We start from the raw sequence: 16,380 nt of genomic DNA, 5'->3' as shown, positions 1-16,380 counted from the left end.
CGAGCCGCGGGCGCACGGCGGCGCGGCGCGCATGCGCCGGGGATGCGACGGCGTCGCCCTCCCCTTCGCCGAGCGCGATCGCGCCGGCGCTCCCGCGGAGCGGCTGGTCCATCAGAGCGACGCCGCCGCGCCGCGGCAGCGGCCGCAATGACCCAGCACCTCGACGGAGATGCGCTCGATGTCGAAATCCGAGCCGGCGGCGCTCTCCGCGATCGCGGCCATGCGCTGGTCCTCGAACTCGCGCACCCGGCCGCAATCGCGGCACACCACGAAGCCCGGCCGGTGGCCGCCGTGATCCGCCTGGCAGCAGCGGATGAAGGCATTCAGCGCCTCGATCCGGTGCACGAGGCCCTGGCGCTGCAGCTTGGCGAGCGAACGGTAGACCTGGACCGGAGCCTTCAGGCCCCCGGAGCGGACCTGCTCGAGAATGTCGTAGGCGGAGAGCGGACGATCGGAGGCGGCAAGCGCGCCAAGGATCCGTTCGTCATTGGAATTGAGCATGCCGGTCGCCATGGATGGGAGCCTCCGTCGACGCCGCATGTAACCATATAACATTACACCGGCAAGGCCCTCACGCCGGCCAGGCGTCGTTTTTTCCACCGGAACGGAGGAACCTGCCCGGCGTTCCTGACGAGGAGCCGAGAATGAGCCGCCCAGATCTCTTCGCCGACGCCCTGCTGCCGGAAATCGGTCCGAACACCACCATCGCCGCTCTTGCCGAGGAGGCCGCAGGCTGCACGCGCTGCCGGCTCTACAAGGATGCCACCCAGACCGTCTTCGGCGAGGGCCCGCCGGATGCCCGCGTCATGCTGGTCGGCGAGCAGCCGGGGGATCAGGAGGACCTCCAGGGCCGGCCCTTCGTGGGTCCGGCCGGCCAGGTGCTCGATCGCGCGCTCGCGGAGGCGGGGATCGACCGCGACGAGGTCTACGTCACCAACGCGGTGAAGCACTTCAAGTTCGAGCCGCGCGGCAAGCGCCGCATCCACAAGAAGCCCGACCGTCCGGAGATCGAGGCCTGCAAATGGTGGCTCGACCGCGAGATCGCCGTGATCCGGCCCGAGACGGTGGTCGCGCTCGGCGCCACCGCCGGCCAGGCCCTTTACGGCCGTGCGGTGAAGGTGCTGTCGGAGCGCGGCCGCCCCTCCGACGACCCGCGCGGGTTCCGCCTCCTCCTCACCGTGCATCCCTCGATGCTGCTGCGCATCCCCGACCGGGCGGCGAAGGAGAAGGGTTTCCTCGCTTTCGTGGCGGACCTGAAGATGGTCGCCTGAGGGCCTGCCGGACCGCGCCATTCAACACGCATCGCAAAGGCCGGTGGAGTCACGACCGGTGCAGTTGCGCGCGGACCCGAGACGGCTAAGGTGCGGGCGAGGTTCTCCCATGCTTCCCGAATTCTTCGCCCGCCGCCGCTTTTCAGATCTCTCCGAGGCCGAGGTGCTGGCGCTCGCGATCTCCTCGGAGGAGGAGGACGGCCGGATCTACGCCACCTACGCGGAAAGGCTGCGAGCGGACTACCCGCAGACCGCATCGGTGTTCGACGGGATGGCCGCCGAGGAGAACGAGCACCAGAGGCGCCTCACGGAAGCCTACCGGGCGCGCTTCGGGTCCGTGATCCCGCCGATCCGGCGGGAGCACGTGTCGGGCTATTATGCCCGCCGCCCATACTGGCTGGTCAGCGAACTCGGGCTCGACCGCGTCCGGTCCGAAGCCGCGCTGATGGAACAGGATGCCGAACGGTTCTACAGGCACGCCGCGGAGCGGGCGAAGGATCCAGCGATCCGCACGCTCCTCCTCGATCTCGCGGCGGCCGAAGCGGGGCACGAGCACACCGCCGAGGCGCTCGAGGAAAAGTATCTCGGCGGAGACAGGAAGACCGCCGAGGACGAGATCGCCCATCGCCGCTTCGTGCTGACCTACGTCCAGCCGGGCCTCGCCGGACTGATGGACGGATCGGTCTCGACCCTCGCGCCGGTCTTCGCCGCCGCCTTCGCGACCGGCGACCCGTGGCAGACCTTCCTCGTCGGCCTCGCCGCCTCGATCGGCGCCGGCATCTCGATGGGCTTCACCGAAGCGCTCTCCGACGACGGGGCGCTCACGGGACGGGGCTCGCCGGTCCGCCGCGGCATCGCCTCGGGCGTGATGACCGCGCTCGGGGGGCTCGGCCACGCCCTCCCCTACCTCATCCCGCATTTCTGGACCGCCACGACGATCGCCATGATCGTCGTGGTGTGCGAGCTCTGGGCGATCGCCTGGATCCAGAACCGCTTCATGGAGACGCCGTTCTTCCGCGCCGCGCTGCAGGTGGTGCTCGGCGGCGCGCTCGTCTTCGCGACCGGCATCCTGATCGGAAGCGCCTAGCGGACTTCCGGCCCCGAGAAGCATTGCCGCGCCAGGCGGTCGTAGATCCCACGCTCGTCCTCGCTGAGCGCGCCCGCCTGCAGGCTCTCCCAGATGCCTTCCGCCTTCGCCTCGCGGAGCACGCAGCCGCAGGCGGCGCGGCAGAGCACCTCCTCGCGCGCGGTGGCGACGCAGGCTGGCACGCAGCTCTCGACGAAGCTCCGCTCGGCGGGAGGCGCGATGGCGCCGAGCGCCTGCAGCCCGTAGAGCGCGCCGAAAAGGATTGGCTGGTGGACCAGATAGATCGCGAGGCTGTTGCGCCCGAGCCATGCGAGCGCGCGTGCCGGCGCCGCGACATGCGCCGGCGCCGGGAGCCTCGCCGCGGCGAGCCGCGCGGCGAGGATGCCCGCGAGCACGATCGCGAACCAGGGGAAGACCGGCACGTAGTCGTTGGAGACCGGCGGGACGGTGTAGAGGCCGAGCCAGAGCAAAGCGGGATGGTCGAAGACCGGCGCCGCGAGAAAGGACGGCGCGAGCGCGGCAAGCACCGCCGCGGCCGCGACGAGGGGGAGCGGGGCGCGCAGGAAGGCGAGGCCGAGGACGCTCGCAAGCGCGATCTCGTGCAGGATCCCGAAGAAGACGAAGCTTTCGGGAAAGACGAACCAGGTTGCGACCGTGATCGCCGCGGCCGCCGCCACGAGGATGGCGAGCCGGCGCAGGAACGGACGCCAGCGGATGCCCCGCCGGCTCGCGAGCACCAGGCTGACGCCGACGAGGAACAGGAACGCGCCGGCGATGAGGCGCGCGAAGATGCGCCAGCCGAGCGCCGAACCGACATCCACCCCGATCAGGCCGAAGAAGCTCAGGTCCCAGGAGAAGTGGTAGACGACCATCGCCAGGATGGCGAGGCCGCGCGCCGCGTCGACGGCCGGCAGCCGCGCCGGCGGGGCGGACGCCGCCGGCGCATCGATGCGGAGCGGAACCGGGCTCCGCTCCCCCTGCCGGGCCGTGCTCAGATCGCCCTGAGCGCTTCCGGCACGTTCGTCACGCGCCGCGTCATCAGCTTGTTGAGCGCCGAGACATAGGCCCGCGCGGAGGCGACGAGCGTGTCGGTGTCGGCGGCGCGGCCGGTCACGGTCTTGCCCTTCTCCTCCAGGCGGACGGAGACCTCGGCCTGGGCGTCGGTCCCCTCGGTGACGGCGGAGACCTGGTAGAGCTCCAGCACCGCCTCGTTCGGCACGAGCGTGTTGATGGCGTTGAAGATCGCGTCGACCGGCCCGTTCCCGGTCGCCTGCACGGTGCGGTGCTCGCCGTCGAGATCGAGCGTGATCGTCGCGCTCTGCGGGCCCATGGTGCCGGCGATGATGGTGAGCGAGAGCACCTTCACGCGCTCATGGGCGGAGGCGATCTCCTGATCCAGGAGCGCCTCGATGTCCTCGTCATAGACGTGCTTCTTGCGGTCGGCGAGGGCCTTGAACCGGGTGAAGGCGTCCTCGACCGCGTTCTCGCCGAGCTGATAGCCGAGCTCGCGCAGCTTGGAGCGGAAGGCGGCGCGCCCCGAATGCTTGCCCATGACGAGGGAGGTCTTCGAGACGCCGACGGATTCCGGCGTCATGATCTCGTAGGTCTGGGTGTTCTTCAGCATCCCGTCCTGATGGATGCCGCTCTCATGGGCGAAGGCGTTCCGGCCGACGATCGCCTTGTTGTACTGGACCGGGAACGAGGTGACCGCCGATACCAGCCTGGACGCGCGGGTGAGCTGCGTCGCGTCGATGCCGGTCGCGTACGGATAGGCGTCCGAACGCGTGCGGATCGCCATCACGACCTCCTCGAGCGCGGCATTGCCAGCTCGCTCGCCGATGCCGTTGATGGTGCACTCGACCTGGCGCGCGCCGCCTTCCACGCCGGCGAGCGAGTTCGCGACCGCCATGCCGAGATCGTCGTGGCAATGGACCGAGAACACCGCCTTGTCGGCGTTCGGCACCCGCTCGCGCACCATGCGGAAGAGCGCGCGGTACTCGTCCGGCGTGGTGTAGCCGACCGTGTCCGGGATGTTGATCGTGGTCGCGCCCGCATTGATCGCGGCCTCGACGCAACGGCAGAGGAAATCGTGCTCCGTGCGGGTGCCGTCCTCGCAGGACCACTCGACGTCCTCGACGAGATTGCGCGCGCGGGCGACGGAGGCGATCACCATCTCCAGCACCTGGTCCGGCTCCTTCTGGAGCTTGTGCTTCATGTGGACCGGAGAGGTGGAGATGAAGGTGTGGATGCGCGGCCGCCGGGCGGCGCGCACGGCCTCGCCGGCGCGATCGATATCGTTGAAGCCGGCACGGGCGAGGCCGGCGACGGTGGCGTTCCGCACGCGCCGGGCGATCTCGCTCACGGCCTCGAAATCGCCGACCGAGGCGATCGGGAATCCGGCCTCGATGATGTCGACGCCCATGCCGTCGAGAAGGTCGGCGACCTCGAGCTTCTCCTCGAAGGTCATGGTCGCGCCGGGGCACTGCTCGCCGTCGCGCAAGGTGGTGTCGAAGATCAGGACGCGGTCGGCGTCCGTGCGTCCGTTGGGGGTACTCATCTCAATTCCTCTCGGGTCTCAGGCGCTGCCGCCATGGGCGCGCGATCATCTCCTCGGCTCGTCGTCTCCCCTGAGTGCCCGCCCTGCGCGATCCTTCGAAGGATCCGGGCTGCCGACGCTCAGGGGCAGCTAAGAAGAAGGAGACCGAGGCCGAGCGGAAGGCTCCGCGCCGAACGCGGACCAGTCGACACCGATGCTGCGATCAGGGACCGCTCGGACATTCGTCGAAACCTCGCCTCGGCGCGCCTTGTACCGGGTTTGGCCCGTCAGTGCAACAAGGCGCGCCGCGGGGTAGCTCCTACTTCACCTCGATCGTGACGCTGTCGCCGTAGAAGTCGAGCTTCTCCCTGCCGCGCCTGGTGGCCGTGAAGAGCACCGCACGCACCGGGGTTCTCGGTCCGCACGCCTTGCTGTCCCGGGTCGCGGCCCCGCCGTCGGAGAATGTGCCGAGCGCCGTCTTCGGCAGGCGCCGAAGCTCGGCGAAAACCGGCGCATCCTGGCAATTGTCGCCCCGCACGCCGTAGACGATCGTCTTCTCGCCGACCGACAGGACGACATATTGCCGGAACGTCAAAGACTTCGCCATGGAAGTCCCGCCCAGAGCGGCTAACAGGATCAATAATCCCGCACTCGCGGCGCGCATATCCCACTCTCCCCCGTCGCCAAACGCGACGGCGGACATATGAAGCGCGTAGCCCGCAAGCATTCAAGCTCGCTGCACGGCGTGCGGCCAGCCGCCGCCGCGCCACCGGCCGCCCCGGTTGCGCGCGGCGCCGCGAGATCCCGAAGCGCGCCGCCCGCGTGCCTTCATTCGGCCATCGAGAGCAGCTTCATTGCCGAAGAAGGGGAGACGGAGATGATCATGACGCGGTTGAAGCAGGACTTGACCATCGCGGTCGTTCTCGCCGTGATCGGGTCTGGCGTCGCCAATCCCACGCTTGCGAACGACCGCCGCGCCGATCCGTGCGAGGAGGTCGGGCTGGCGCTCGACGACCGTGAGCTCGACAGCGATGTTCTGGCCCGCGTGCGCGCGCTCCTCGCCGAGGCGCGCCGGCTGCAGGCGAACGGCGACGAGGACGGCTCGGCGCGGGCGATGGCGACGGCGCTCGACCTCCTCGCCTGAGGCGGCCGCCGCTCAGATCCGCGCGAAGGAGACGACGGCGAGGCAGATCGAAACGAGGGCCGCGAGCCAAACCACGGCGACCCAGAGCTCGAGACGGGCGCGATCCTCTTCGCCGACGACGCCCTGCATGCGGGCCGCCTGCATGCGCTGCATGACATGGGCGACCGTCAGAATGCCGACGAAGCCGACCTTGGCGTAGAACCATGCGCTGACGACGCGCCCGGTCTGGCCGTACTGGCTCCAGAGCAGCATGACGCCGGTGATCCAGACGAAGATCACCGCCATGGTGGTGAAATCGGCCATCGTGCGCCGGGCAAGCGCAAGCGCGAGACCGCGCTCGCCCGATTGGCCCGCGCTCACCCTGAGCATCAGGAGATGCGAGAAGGCCATCCCCGTCACCATGGCGATGATGATGAGATGGGCCATCAGGAGGAGGTCGTACATTGCACCTGCCGGAACGACTGACCTTTACCGCCTAGGATGCGGCGATTCGGCCCGCCTTGCGGAAGATCAATTTCCGCCGCGGGATCAGAGCTCCAGCACGCCCTGGGCGACGCGCAGGGCGCGGCCGCCGATGCGCACGGCGGAAATGCTGCCGCCGGAGACGGCGAGCTCGACCCGGATCAGCGAGGGTCGCCCCATCTCGTAGCCCTGCTCGACGAGGCAGACATGCGAGCCCTCCGGCAGATCGTCGTAATGGCGGATCGGCCCTGCGAAGGCGGCGGCCGCCGACCCCGTCGCCGGGTCCTCCTCGATGCCGTGGAGCGGCGCGAACATGCGGGCGCGAAAGGCATGATCGTGGCCCTCCGCGTCGCGCGTATAGACATAGGCGCCGTCGTCGCCGAAGGCCGCGGTCCATTCCGCCCGCATCGGCGCCGCCTCGGCCAGCACGGAGCGGTCGCGGACAGGCACGAAGTGGAAGGGAACGCCGGCCGTCCAGACCGAGGGCGCATGGTTCTCGAAGCCGATCTCCGAGACGTTGATACCGAGGGCGCCCGCGATCAGATCCCGTTCCGGAGCCTGGCCCAGCGCCTTCGGAAGGCGCGGCGAATCGAACTCGGCAAAGCCGGCGGCACCGTCCACCGTCACGCCGCAGCGCACCGGCCCGATATTCTCCTCGAGCACGATCACGGCGTCCTGCTCGCCGGGGGCCGCGCCGCGGAACCGTTCCGAGGCGAGCGCGACGGCCGTGCCGACAGTCGGGTGGCCCGCGAAGGGGAGCTCCGAAACCGGCGTGAAGATCCTGAGCTTGGCGGCGTGCCCGGGATTGTCGGGCAGCGTCACGAACACCGTCTCGGAGAGGTTGAACTCGCGCGCGATCGCCTGCATGGCGCGGGTATCGAGCCCCTCCGCCTCGAGCACGACGGCGAGCGGATTGCCGGCGAGCGCGCGATCCGAGAAGACGTCGTAGATCTGGTATCGTCTCGCCATCCCATCCTCACTCGAAGCCGATCCTGCGGATCAGCACGGGGATCGTCAGGCCCTGAATGACAACAGAGAATATGACGACGCAATAGGTCGCGAGGAGGACGGGCTCCCGATAGGGGCTTTCCGGCAGCGACAGGGCGAGCGCGACGGATATGCCACCGCGCAGCCCGCCCCAGGTGAGGACGGGGAGCGAGCCGCGCGTGAAGGTGCGGCGGAGCGGCGCCACCAGCATGGGCGCCGAGACGGAGCAGAGCCGCGCCACGAGCACCAGGGGGATCGCCGCAAGGCCGAAGCCGAGCAGCGAGCGGTCGACCGCGATGACGAGCACCTCCAGCCCGATGAGCAGGAAGAGCACGGAATTCAGAAGCTCGTCGACGAGTTCCCAGAACCCGAAGAGATAACGCTGGGTGAGGTCGCTCATCGCGGTCGCCGCGCCGCGATTGCCGACCAGCAGCCCGGCCGCGACGACGGCGAGCGGACCGGAGGTCCCGATCCGGATCGCCAGGGCGTAGAGCCCGGTCACGAGCGCGAGCGAGATCAGCACCTCGACCGGATAATTGTCGATCGACTGCATTGCGCGCACGGCGATAGCGCCCGCCGCGACGCCGAGGGCGACCCCGCCCAGGGCCTCCACCACGAAGATCTCGCCGACATGGAGAACGCCCGGCCCGCCGCCGCCGCCGACTGCGACCGCCAGGAGCGCCGTGAACACCACGACGCCGACGCCGTCGTTGAAGAGGCTCTCGCCGGCGATCTTCACCTCCAGCGTTTCCGGGACGCGGACCGACTTCAGCAGCGAGAGCACCGCGACCGGATCCGTCGGGCTGACGAGCGCGCCGAAGACGAGCGCCCAGGCGAACGGCATCTCGATCCCGACGAAGCGGGCGAGCAGCCAGAACCCGGCCCCGACGAGCGCGGTCGACAGGACGACGCCGACCGTCGCCAGCACCCCGACCGGCCAGCGCTCATGGCTCAGCTCGGCGAAATCGACATGGAGCGCGCCGGCGAAGAGCAGGAAGGCGAGCATGCCGTGCATGACGACGTCGAAGAAGTCGATCTGGGCGAGGGTCCCCGTCACGAACTCGCGCAGCGGGGAGCCGGGAAAGAGATGGTCGAACCCGATGAGCGCCAGGGAGGCGAAGAGGGCCATCGTGACGAGCCCGATCGTCTGCGGCAGCCGGAAGAAGCGCGTGTTGATCCAGCCGAAGACGGCCGAAAGCACGAGGAGCGCGGCGGCAAGTTCGAACAGCGTCAGCATCGGACCTCCTTTGCCCGCCTCCGGGCACCGGCCGCCATCTCAGCAGGCGCTGGCCGGAAACGAAAGAACCCCGCGCAGCGCGCGGGGTTCGGTCTGCGCCGCTGCCGCGCCGCTCAGTTCTTCGCCTTGTCGACGAGCTTGTTGGCCGTGATCCAGGGCATCATGGCGCGGAGCTTCTCGCCGACCTCCTCGATCGGATGGGCGTCGTTCAGGCGCCGGGTCGCCTTGAACTTCGCGGCGCCGGCCCGGTATTCCTGCATCCATTCCGACGTGAACTTGCCGGTCTGGATGTCCCTCAGGACCTTGCGCATCTCGGCCTTGGTGCCGTCGGTGATGATGCGCGGGCCGGTGACGTACTCGCCCCATTCGGCCGTGTTCGAGATCGAGTAGTTCATGTTGGCGATGCCGCCCTCGTAGATGAGGTCGACGATGAGCTTCACCTCGTGGAGGCACTCGAAATAGGCCATCTCGGGCGCGTAGCCCGCCTCGACCAGCGTCTCGAAGCCGGCGCGGATGAGCTCGACCAGCCCGCCGCAGAGCACGGCCTGCTCGCCGAAGAGATCGGTCTCGCACTCTTCCTTGAAGGTCGTCTCGATGATGCCGGAGCGGCCGCCGCCGATCGCCGAGGCATAGGAGAGCGCGAGATCGTGGGCGTTGCCGGAGGCATCCTGCGCGACCGCGATGAGGCAGGGCACGCCGCCGCCCTTCTGGTACTCGCCGCGGACGGTGTGGCCCGGGCCCTTGGGCGCGATCATGACGACGTCGATCGAGGCCTTCGGCTCGATCAGGGCGAAATGCACGTTGAGACCATGCGCGAAGGCGATCGCCGCGCCGTCGCGGATGTTCGACGCGATGTGCTCGCGCCAGATGTCGGCCTGGAGCTCGTCCGGGGTCGCCATCATCATGAGGTCGGCCCAGCCCGCCGCCTCGGCGACGGAAAGGACGCGGAAGCCGTCGGCCTCCGCCTTCTTCGCCGTCGAGGAGCCCGGCCGCAACGCGACGGCCACGTCCTTCACGCCCGAGTCCTTGAGGTTGAGCGCATGCGCGCGGCCCTGGCTGCCATAGCCGATGATCGCGACCTTGCGATCCTTGATGAGATTCACGTCCGCGTCGCGGTCGTAGTAAACGCGCATGTCCTTCGGTCCTTCCCGCTCTTCCCCGCCACCGGCGGCCTGCTTTTTCATGGAGCCGGCGGCGTTCTAGCGGGGGCGGTCCCGGCGGGCAACCTCGGAACCTCGGGAAGAAGCACGAGCCGGTCGCCCGGGAGGGTACCGTTCGAGTGCCGCCGCTGTCGTCGTCAGTACCCCAGTAGCCCGGCGCAGCGCCTCTCCTGGCGCGCAGATATCGCTCGATTTCCAGGCGGGCCGGCCGGAGGCGAAACCAACGGCCCCCGGCCGGTCCGCGTCAGCGGTGGGCGTGCTGCTCGTGGCCGCCGCCGACGTGGTGCTCGCAGGTCACGTTCGGATTGAACTGGGCGTAGACGCCGTTGGGGTTCTCCCGCCAGATCCAGACGTGGCGGTCGTAATGCGGCTCGAACATGTGTGCCTCGTCGATCGCCGTCGCCGGATCGTCGGCCATCCTGTCATAGGCGACGCCCTGGAAGGACGGAGGCGCGTCGTTGCCGGCGGCCTTCCAGGCCGACGCGAAGACGAGATTCTCCACGGCCACCAGTTCGAGCGAGCCGTCCGCCTGGGGCTCGTAGATGAGGACGGCGGGGGCGCGGAAATCCGTGTAGGTGCCCGTGCCGTCGACGCGCGGATTGGGCGGAGCCGTGATCCCGAGCCGGTCCATGCGGACGAAATGGATGCCCATGCCGCCGAGCGCGGCGGGCTTGCCCATCATCTCGGCCGTGTCGCAGACATTCATGGGATCGCGGACATAGCCTTCGGCGAGCGCGACATTCACGTCGCGATATTTCGCGGTCGCCGCCCGCACTTCGTCAAGCGTCGGCTCGGCGAGCGGATCGCACAGGTCGTGGGCCTGCGCGGCGGTTGCCGCAAGCAGCCCCGCTGCCGCAGCGATCGAGATAAACTTCGAAGCCATCGGTCTCTCCTTCGACAAGATCGGGCGCGTCCGGAGCCGAGCTCATGGACGCCGCGCCCGTCTGGAATGGAGGCGATCTAGACCGGCAGGATATCCAGAGGTTTTCGCGAACCGACGAAACGGTTTCACTTCCGCCGGAAGATGTTTCTCTTCGGAATCGAACGTTTCTTCCCGGCAGGATCGTTGCGTTGCCGGGAGGCTACCGGCTTCAGCACGGACCGCCGGTCACCGGACGATGGTGATCTGCTCGGCGGCGCGGGTGATCGCGGTATAGAGCCAGCGCTCGCGCGTCTCGCGGAAGGCCCAGCTCTCGTCGAAGAGAACGATCCGGTCCCATTGCGAGCCCTGCGCCTTGTGGACGGTGAGCGCGTAGCCGTAGTCGAACTCGTCGGAATTCCTGCGCATCTGCCAGGGCACGGTCTCCGGCCCCTCCTCGAAGAGCGCCTTCAGCACGCGGATCTTGGCGGACGGGCCGTGCCTGCCCTCCTCCTCGGAGCGCACCAGCATGGTGAGCGCCGCGCCGGAGCCGGCGCCGAGCGAGGTGACCCGCCAGAGCCCGCCATTGAGCAGGCCCTTCTCGGAATTGTTCCTGAGGCAGACGAGCTTGTCGCCGGCCGCCGGAAGCTTTCCCTCGAAGCCCTTCAACGTCCGGATGCGGGCGTTGTAGAGGCGGCGCGTCCGATTGGTGCCGACAAGCACCTGATCCGCGGCGAGCACGGCCTCGGCGTCGATCTCGCGCCGGCTGACGACGCGGCTCTCGCCGTAGCTGCCGAAGGCGGGCGTCCCGCCCTCCCGGACCGCATGGGCGAGCGCGATGATCGGGTTGTCGCGCGCCTGGCGGTGCACCTCGGTGAGCAGCATGTCCGGCTCGTGCTCGGTGAAGAAGCCGCCGCCGCCCTCGGCCGACTTGACCGGCGGCAGCTGGCCGGGATCGCCGAGGACGAGCACCGGCGTCCCGAAGGAGAGGAGGTCGCGCCCGAGCGCCTCGTCGACCATCGAGCATTCGTCGACGACGATGAGCTTCGCCTTGGCGACCGGGCTGGTGCGGTTGAGCGAGAAGGCGGGCGCGATCTCGCCGGTCTCCTCCTCCGCCTTCTCGCCGCGCGGGCGGTAGATCAGCGAATGGATGGTGCGGGCATTGGCGCAGCCCTTGTTGCGCAGCACCTGCGCCGCCTTGCCGGTGAAGGCGGCGAAGAGGACGTCGCCGTCGACGCCTTCGGCGAGGAGCCGGGCGAGCGTGGTCTTGCCCGTGCCGGCGAAGCCGAACAGCCGGAACACCTGCGGATGACCGGCCTTCAGCCACCGCGCCACGGCCTTGAGTGCGTCGTCCTGCTGCGGGGAGAGCTTCACGGGCGGGTCGTCAGATCGCACTCGACGGCTGGATTTCGCGCGGCAGGCCGATTCCCGCTTGCGCCGGGACGGGACCTATCATCCCGGCCGCGGGAACACAACGAGAACCGGACCGCTCACATCTTCAGATAGACCGGCCCCTCGCCGCCCTGCGGCGGCACCCAGGTGATGTTGCCGTTCGGATCCTTGATGTCGCAGGTCTTGCAGTGGACGCAGTTCTGCGCGTTGATCACGAACTTCGGATCGCCCGCCTCCTCCACCCATTCGTAGACGCCCGCCGGGCAGTAGCGCGCCGAGGGGCCGGCGAAGACATCGTGCTCGCTCGCCTTCTGGAGGACCGGGTCGGCGAGCCGCAGATGGACCGGCTGGTCCTCCTCGTGATTGGTGTTCGACAGGAACACCGAGGAGAGCCGGTCGAAGGTGAGCGTGCCGTCGGGCTTCGGATAGTCGATTTTCTTCGCCTTGCCGGCCGGAACGAGCGTGGCGCTGTCCGGCTTGCCGTGCCGGAGCGTGCCGAACAGCGAGGCGCCGAAGAGCTCGTTCGTCCACATGTCGAGGCCGCCGAGAACGACGCCGCCGACCGTGCCGTATTTCGACCAGAGGGGCTTCACGTTCCGGACGCGCTTCAGGTCGCGGCCGATCTCGGAGTCCCGCCAGGCTTCATCGTATCCGGCGAGCTCGTCATGGGCGCGGCCCGCGGCGATTGCGGCCGCGGCATGCTCGGCGGCGAGCATGCCGGAGAGCATCGCATTGTGGCTGCCCTTGATGCGCGGCACGTTGACGAAGCCGGCGGCGCAGCCGACGAGCGCGCCGCCCGGGAAGGCGAGCTTCGGCACGCTCTGCCAGCCGCCCTCGGTGATCGCCCGCGCCCCGTAGCCGATCCGCCTTCCGCCCTCGAACAGGTCGCGGACCGCCTCGTGGGTCTTGAAGCGCTGGAACTCCTCGAACGGCGAGAGATAGGGATTGGCGTAGTTGAGATGGACGACGAAGCCCACCGACACGAGGTTCTCCTCGAAATGATAGAGGAAGGAACCCCCGCCGGTGCGGCCGTCGAGCGGCCAGCCGAAACTGTGCTGGACGAGGCCGGGGCGGTGGCGCGCCGGATCGACCTCCCAGAGCTCCTTCAGGCCGATGCCGAACTTGGGCGGATCGCGGCCCTCGTCGAGCGCGAAACGGCGGATCACGTCCTTCGCGATCGAGCCGCGGGCGCCCTCCGCGACGAGCGTGTACTTGCCGAGCAGCGCCATGCCGCGCTGGAAGTTCGGCCCCGGCTCGCCGTCGCGGCCGATCCCCATGTCGCCGGTGGCGACCCCGATCACGCGGCCGCCCGCGTCGGTCAGGATTTCGGCGGCGGCGAAGCCCGGATAGATCTCGACGCCGAGCGCCTCCGCCCGTTCGCCCAGCCAGCGGCAGACGCTGCCGAGCGAGACGATGAAATTGCCGTGGTTGTCCATGAGCTTCGGCATCATGAAGTTCGGCAGGCGGATGGCGCCGGAAGGCCCGAGATAGAGGAAGCGGTCCTCGGTCACCGGCGTCCGGACCGGCGTCTCCTCGCTCCGCCATCCGGGCAGGAGCCGGTCGAGGCCGATCGGGTCGATCACCGCGCCGGAAAGGATGTGGGCGCCCACCTCCGACGCCTTCTCGAGCACGACCACGGAGAGGTCCGGGTCGATCTGCTTCAGGCGGATCGCGGCGGAGAGGCCGGCCGGGCCGGCCCCGATGACGACCACGTCATATTCCATGCTCTCGCGCTCGGGCAGCGCGCCTTCCTCGGTCATGCCGCTTCTCCCCCGGATCGTTCCGCCACACATCCGGGATAAAGAGCGGATTCCCGCCTGTCCATCCGGGGCGGCGCGGCCGGACGCGATCCATCCCGGCGCGGAGCCGGTCCGCCCCGCTTGGCGCGGCGCGCCGCTCGTGACATGGAAGGACATGCCCGAAGCCGCCGACCGCCGCGCGCTCGAAGCGCTGCTCGCCTTCTACGCCGAGGCGGGCGTCGACCTTGCGACGGAGGAGGCGGGCGTCGACCGCTTCGCACTGTCGCTCGAAGAGCGGGAAGCGCGTGCGGAACAGCGGCGCGCCACGGCCGCCGAGCCAAGCGAGCCGCCGAATCCGGTCGCCGCCGCGCCGGCGCTGCAGAGAGACGCGGCCGCCGCGCCGCCGGAACCGCTGCGGCCGGCCGTCCCGCCTCCGACCGTCGCGATCCCCTCCGAACAGGCGGTCATGTCCGCCCGCGAGGCGGCGGCGAGCGCCGCGACCCTGGAGGAGCTTTCCGCGATCCTTTCCCGCTTCGAAGGCTGCAACCTGCGGCTCACCGCGACCAAGCTCGTCTTCAGCGACGGCAACCCGGCGGCGCGCCTGATGATGGTCGGCGAGGCGCCGGGACTCGAGGAGGACCTGCAGGGCGTGCCCTTCGTCGGGCGCTCAGGCCAGCTGCTCGACCGCATGCTTGCCGCGATCGGGCTCGACCGCACCGGCGTCTACATCGCCAACGTGATTCCCTGGCGCCCGCCCGGCAACCGCACGCCGACGCCGCAGGAGACCGAGATCTGCAAGCCGTTCGTCCGGCGGCAGATCGAGCTCGTCGATCCGGACGTGCTGGTGCTTCTCGGCGGCGCCTCGGCAAAGGCGATCCTCGACACCTCCGAGGGCATCACGCGGCTGCGCGGCAAGTGGCGGAGCTACCATACGGGCCGGCGGACGATCCGCGCGATGGCGACGCTCCACCCGGCCTATCTGCTTCGCCAGCCGCTCCAGAAGCGGCTCGCCTGGCGCGATCTCCTCGCCATCAGGCAGGCGCTGGCGGGCTGAGCCCGGAAGGTGGCCGGTGCGGGCGGGAGCCGGCCGCCGTCAGTAGACCACGACGCTGCGGATCGATTCGCCGGCATGCATCAGGTCGAAGCCCCTGTTGATGTCGGAGAGCGGCATCGTGTGCGTGATCATCGGATCGATCTCGATCTTGCCGTCCATGTACCAGTCGACGATCCTCGGCACGTCGGTGCGCCCCCTGGCGCCGCCGAAGGCCGTGCCCTTCCATACCCGGCCGGTGACGAGCTGGAACGGCCGCGTCGCGATCTCGGCGCCGGACGGGGCGACCCCGATGACGATCGACTGTCCCCAGCCCCGATGGCAGGCCTCGAGCGCCTGCCGCATCACCGTGACATTGCCGGTGCAGTCGAAGGTGTAGTCCGCGCCGCCGATCTGGTCGGCCTTGGTCTTCGTCATGTTGACGAGATGGGGGACGATGTCGCCCTCGATCTCGCGCGGGTTGACGAAATGCGTCATCCCGAAGCGCTCGCCCCACGCCTTCTTGGAATTGTTGATGTCGACGCCGATGATCATGTCGGCGCCGACGAGGCGGAGGCCCTGGATGACGTTGAGGCCGATGCCGCCGAGGCCGAAGACGACCGCCTTGGCGCCGGGCTCGACCCTCGCCGTGTTGATGACGGCGCCGACGCCCGTGGTGACGCCGCAACCGATGTAGCAGACCTTGTCGAAGGGCGCGTCCTCGCGGATCCGCGCCACCGCGATCTCCGGCAGCACGGTGTAGTTCGCGAAGGTCGAGGTGCCCATGTAATGGTGGAGCGTCCTGCCTTCGATCGAGAAGCGCGAGGTGCCGTCCGGCATCAGGCCCTGGCCCTGGGTCGAGCGGATCGCCGTGCAGAGATTGGTCTTGCGCGACAGGCAGGAGGGGCACTCCCGGCACTCCGGCGTGTAGAGCGGGATGACGTGGTCGCCCTTCCGCACGCTCTTCACGCCCGGCCCGACATCGACCACCACGCCGGCGCCCTCGTGACCGAGAATGGCCGGGAACAGCCCTTCCGGATCGGCGCCGGACAGCGTGAACTCGTCGGTGTGGCAGATGCCCGTCGCCTTGATCTCGACCAGCACCTCGCCCTCGCGCGGCCCGTCCAGCTGGACGGTGGTCACCTCGAGCGGCTTGCCGGCCTCGAACGCAACGGCTGCACGGACATCCATCTCTTCGCTCCTCGCAGAATCCTCGCCGCCATTCTAGCGGCCGGGCACGCCGCCGCAACGAGGCGGGCCCGATCGCCTCCTCCGATCATCGCCATTGACCGCGCGCGTGAGCCGCTTAAGGATGCGAAAAACCGAATATGAGGATACGCCATGTCGGCTTCCGATCGAACCGGCGGAGCGCGCGGAGGAACCGGGCTCACCCGCCGCGGTATGCTGGCCGCCGCCGCCGCGACCGCGCTCGCGCCGCTCCTGCCGCTCCGTGCCGGCCGCGCCCTCGCCGCCGAG

General features: G+C 69.4%; 16 protein-coding genes. 4 read left to right on the top strand and 12 right to left on the bottom strand.

Features of this window, described 5'->3' with window-relative positions; genetic code table 11:
- Positions 1 to 111: 111 nt before the first annotated feature.
- The gene (locus tag E4O86_RS18590) at positions 112 to 513 is read right to left on the bottom strand and encodes a Fur family transcriptional regulator (RefSeq protein ID WP_161142048.1); all 402 of its coding nucleotides are present in this window, start codon (positions 511 to 513) and stop codon (positions 112 to 114) included.
- 131 nt (positions 514 to 644) lie between these two features.
- Between E4O86_RS18590 and E4O86_RS18585 the strand changes: the two genes are divergently transcribed.
- Together E4O86_RS18585 and mbfA are read left to right on the top strand one after the other, a co-directional pair.
- Positions 645 to 1,271, top strand: coding sequence for a UdgX family uracil-DNA binding protein (locus E4O86_RS18585; RefSeq protein ID WP_425500139.1), 627 nt, complete (start codon positions 645 to 647; stop codon positions 1,269 to 1,271).
- A 109-nt stretch (positions 1,272 to 1,380) separates the two neighbouring features.
- A complete protein-coding gene (gene mbfA / locus E4O86_RS18580; protein WP_161142046.1) occupies positions 1,381 to 2,358 on the top strand; it encodes an iron exporter MbfA in 978 nt (325 codons plus the stop codon).
- Here mbfA and E4O86_RS18575 read toward each other — a convergent pair.
- From E4O86_RS18575 to E4O86_RS18565, 3 genes are all read right to left on the bottom strand, one after another.
- Positions 2,355 to 3,272 carry a heparan-alpha-glucosaminide N-acetyltransferase gene (locus E4O86_RS18575; protein WP_425500140.1) on the bottom strand — a complete coding sequence of 306 codons (918 nt, stop codon included), beginning with the start codon at positions 3,270 to 3,272 and terminating at the stop codon, positions 2,355 to 2,357. The genes mbfA and E4O86_RS18575 overlap by 4 nt on opposite strands.
- A 77-nt stretch (positions 3,273 to 3,349) precedes the next feature.
- A complete protein-coding gene (locus E4O86_RS18570; protein ID WP_161142045.1) occupies positions 3,350 to 4,915 on the bottom strand; it encodes a 2-isopropylmalate synthase in 1,566 nt (521 codons plus the stop codon).
- Between the two features lie 298 nt (positions 4,916 to 5,213).
- A complete protein-coding gene (locus tag E4O86_RS18565; protein WP_161142044.1) occupies positions 5,214 to 5,501 on the bottom strand; it encodes a hypothetical protein in 288 nt (95 codons plus the stop codon).
- Positions 5,502 to 5,777: 276 nt separating this feature from the next.
- On the opposite strand from E4O86_RS18565, the gene E4O86_RS18560 reads away from it, so the two are divergent.
- On the top strand, positions 5,778 to 6,038 hold the full coding sequence (locus E4O86_RS18560) for a hypothetical protein (RefSeq protein WP_161142043.1): 261 nt from the start codon (positions 5,778 to 5,780) through the stop codon (positions 6,036 to 6,038).
- 12 nt (positions 6,039 to 6,050) lie between these two features.
- Here E4O86_RS18560 and E4O86_RS18555 read toward each other — a convergent pair whose 3' ends face one another.
- From E4O86_RS18555 to E4O86_RS18525, 7 genes are all read right to left on the bottom strand, one after another.
- Positions 6,051 to 6,482 carry a hypothetical protein gene (locus tag E4O86_RS18555; protein WP_161142042.1) on the bottom strand — a complete coding sequence of 144 codons (432 nt, stop codon included), beginning with the start codon at positions 6,480 to 6,482 and terminating at the stop codon, positions 6,051 to 6,053.
- A gap of 84 nt (positions 6,483 to 6,566) precedes the next feature.
- The gene (locus E4O86_RS18550) at positions 6,567 to 7,469 is read right to left on the bottom strand and encodes a PhzF family phenazine biosynthesis protein (RefSeq protein ID WP_161142041.1); all 903 of its coding nucleotides are present in this window, start codon (positions 7,467 to 7,469) and stop codon (positions 6,567 to 6,569) included.
- Positions 7,470 to 7,476: 7 nt separating this feature from the next.
- Positions 7,477 to 8,724, bottom strand: coding sequence for a cation:proton antiporter (locus E4O86_RS18545; protein WP_161142040.1), 1,248 nt, complete (start codon positions 8,722 to 8,724; stop codon positions 7,477 to 7,479).
- A 113-nt stretch (positions 8,725 to 8,837) separates the two neighbouring features.
- Positions 8,838 to 9,857 carry a ketol-acid reductoisomerase gene (gene ilvC / locus E4O86_RS18540; RefSeq protein WP_161142039.1) on the bottom strand — a complete coding sequence of 340 codons (1,020 nt, stop codon included), beginning with the start codon at positions 9,855 to 9,857 and terminating at the stop codon, positions 8,838 to 8,840.
- Between the two features lie 271 nt (positions 9,858 to 10,128).
- On the bottom strand, positions 10,129 to 10,767 hold the full coding sequence (locus E4O86_RS18535) for a hypothetical protein (protein ID WP_161142038.1): 639 nt from the start codon (positions 10,765 to 10,767) through the stop codon (positions 10,129 to 10,131).
- Positions 10,768 to 10,992: 225 nt separating this feature from the next.
- On the bottom strand, positions 10,993 to 12,117 hold the full coding sequence (locus E4O86_RS18530) for an AAA family ATPase (RefSeq protein WP_161142037.1): 1,125 nt from the start codon (positions 12,115 to 12,117) through the stop codon (positions 10,993 to 10,995).
- Positions 12,118 to 12,233: 116 nt separating this feature from the next.
- Entirely contained in the window at positions 12,234 to 13,895 is a 1,662-nt protein-coding gene (locus E4O86_RS18525; protein ID WP_161142036.1) for an electron transfer flavoprotein-ubiquinone oxidoreductase, read from the bottom strand.
- Positions 13,896 to 14,049: 154 nt separating this feature from the next.
- Here E4O86_RS18525 and E4O86_RS18520 point away from each other — a divergent pair, with 154 nt between their 5' ends.
- A complete protein-coding gene (locus tag E4O86_RS18520; RefSeq protein WP_161142035.1) occupies positions 14,050 to 14,928 on the top strand; it encodes a uracil-DNA glycosylase in 879 nt (292 codons plus the stop codon).
- A 39-nt stretch (positions 14,929 to 14,967) separates the two neighbouring features.
- Here E4O86_RS18520 and E4O86_RS18515 read toward each other — a convergent pair whose 3' ends face one another.
- Complete coding sequence (locus tag E4O86_RS18515) at positions 14,968 to 16,095, bottom strand: S-(hydroxymethyl)glutathione dehydrogenase/class III alcohol dehydrogenase (protein ID WP_161142034.1); 1,128 nt, start codon at positions 16,093 to 16,095, stop codon at positions 14,968 to 14,970.
- Between the last annotated feature and the right edge of the window lie 285 nt (positions 16,096 to 16,380).

The sequence above is a fragment of the Propylenella binzhouense genome (genome assembly GCF_009866965.1).
In the GTDB taxonomy this organism is placed as follows: Bacteria; Pseudomonadota; Alphaproteobacteria; order Rhizobiales; family Afifellaceae; genus Propylenella; species Propylenella binzhouense.
Note: the sequence above shows the minus strand (reverse complement) of the source record. Positions and strands in the feature narration are given on the sequence as shown.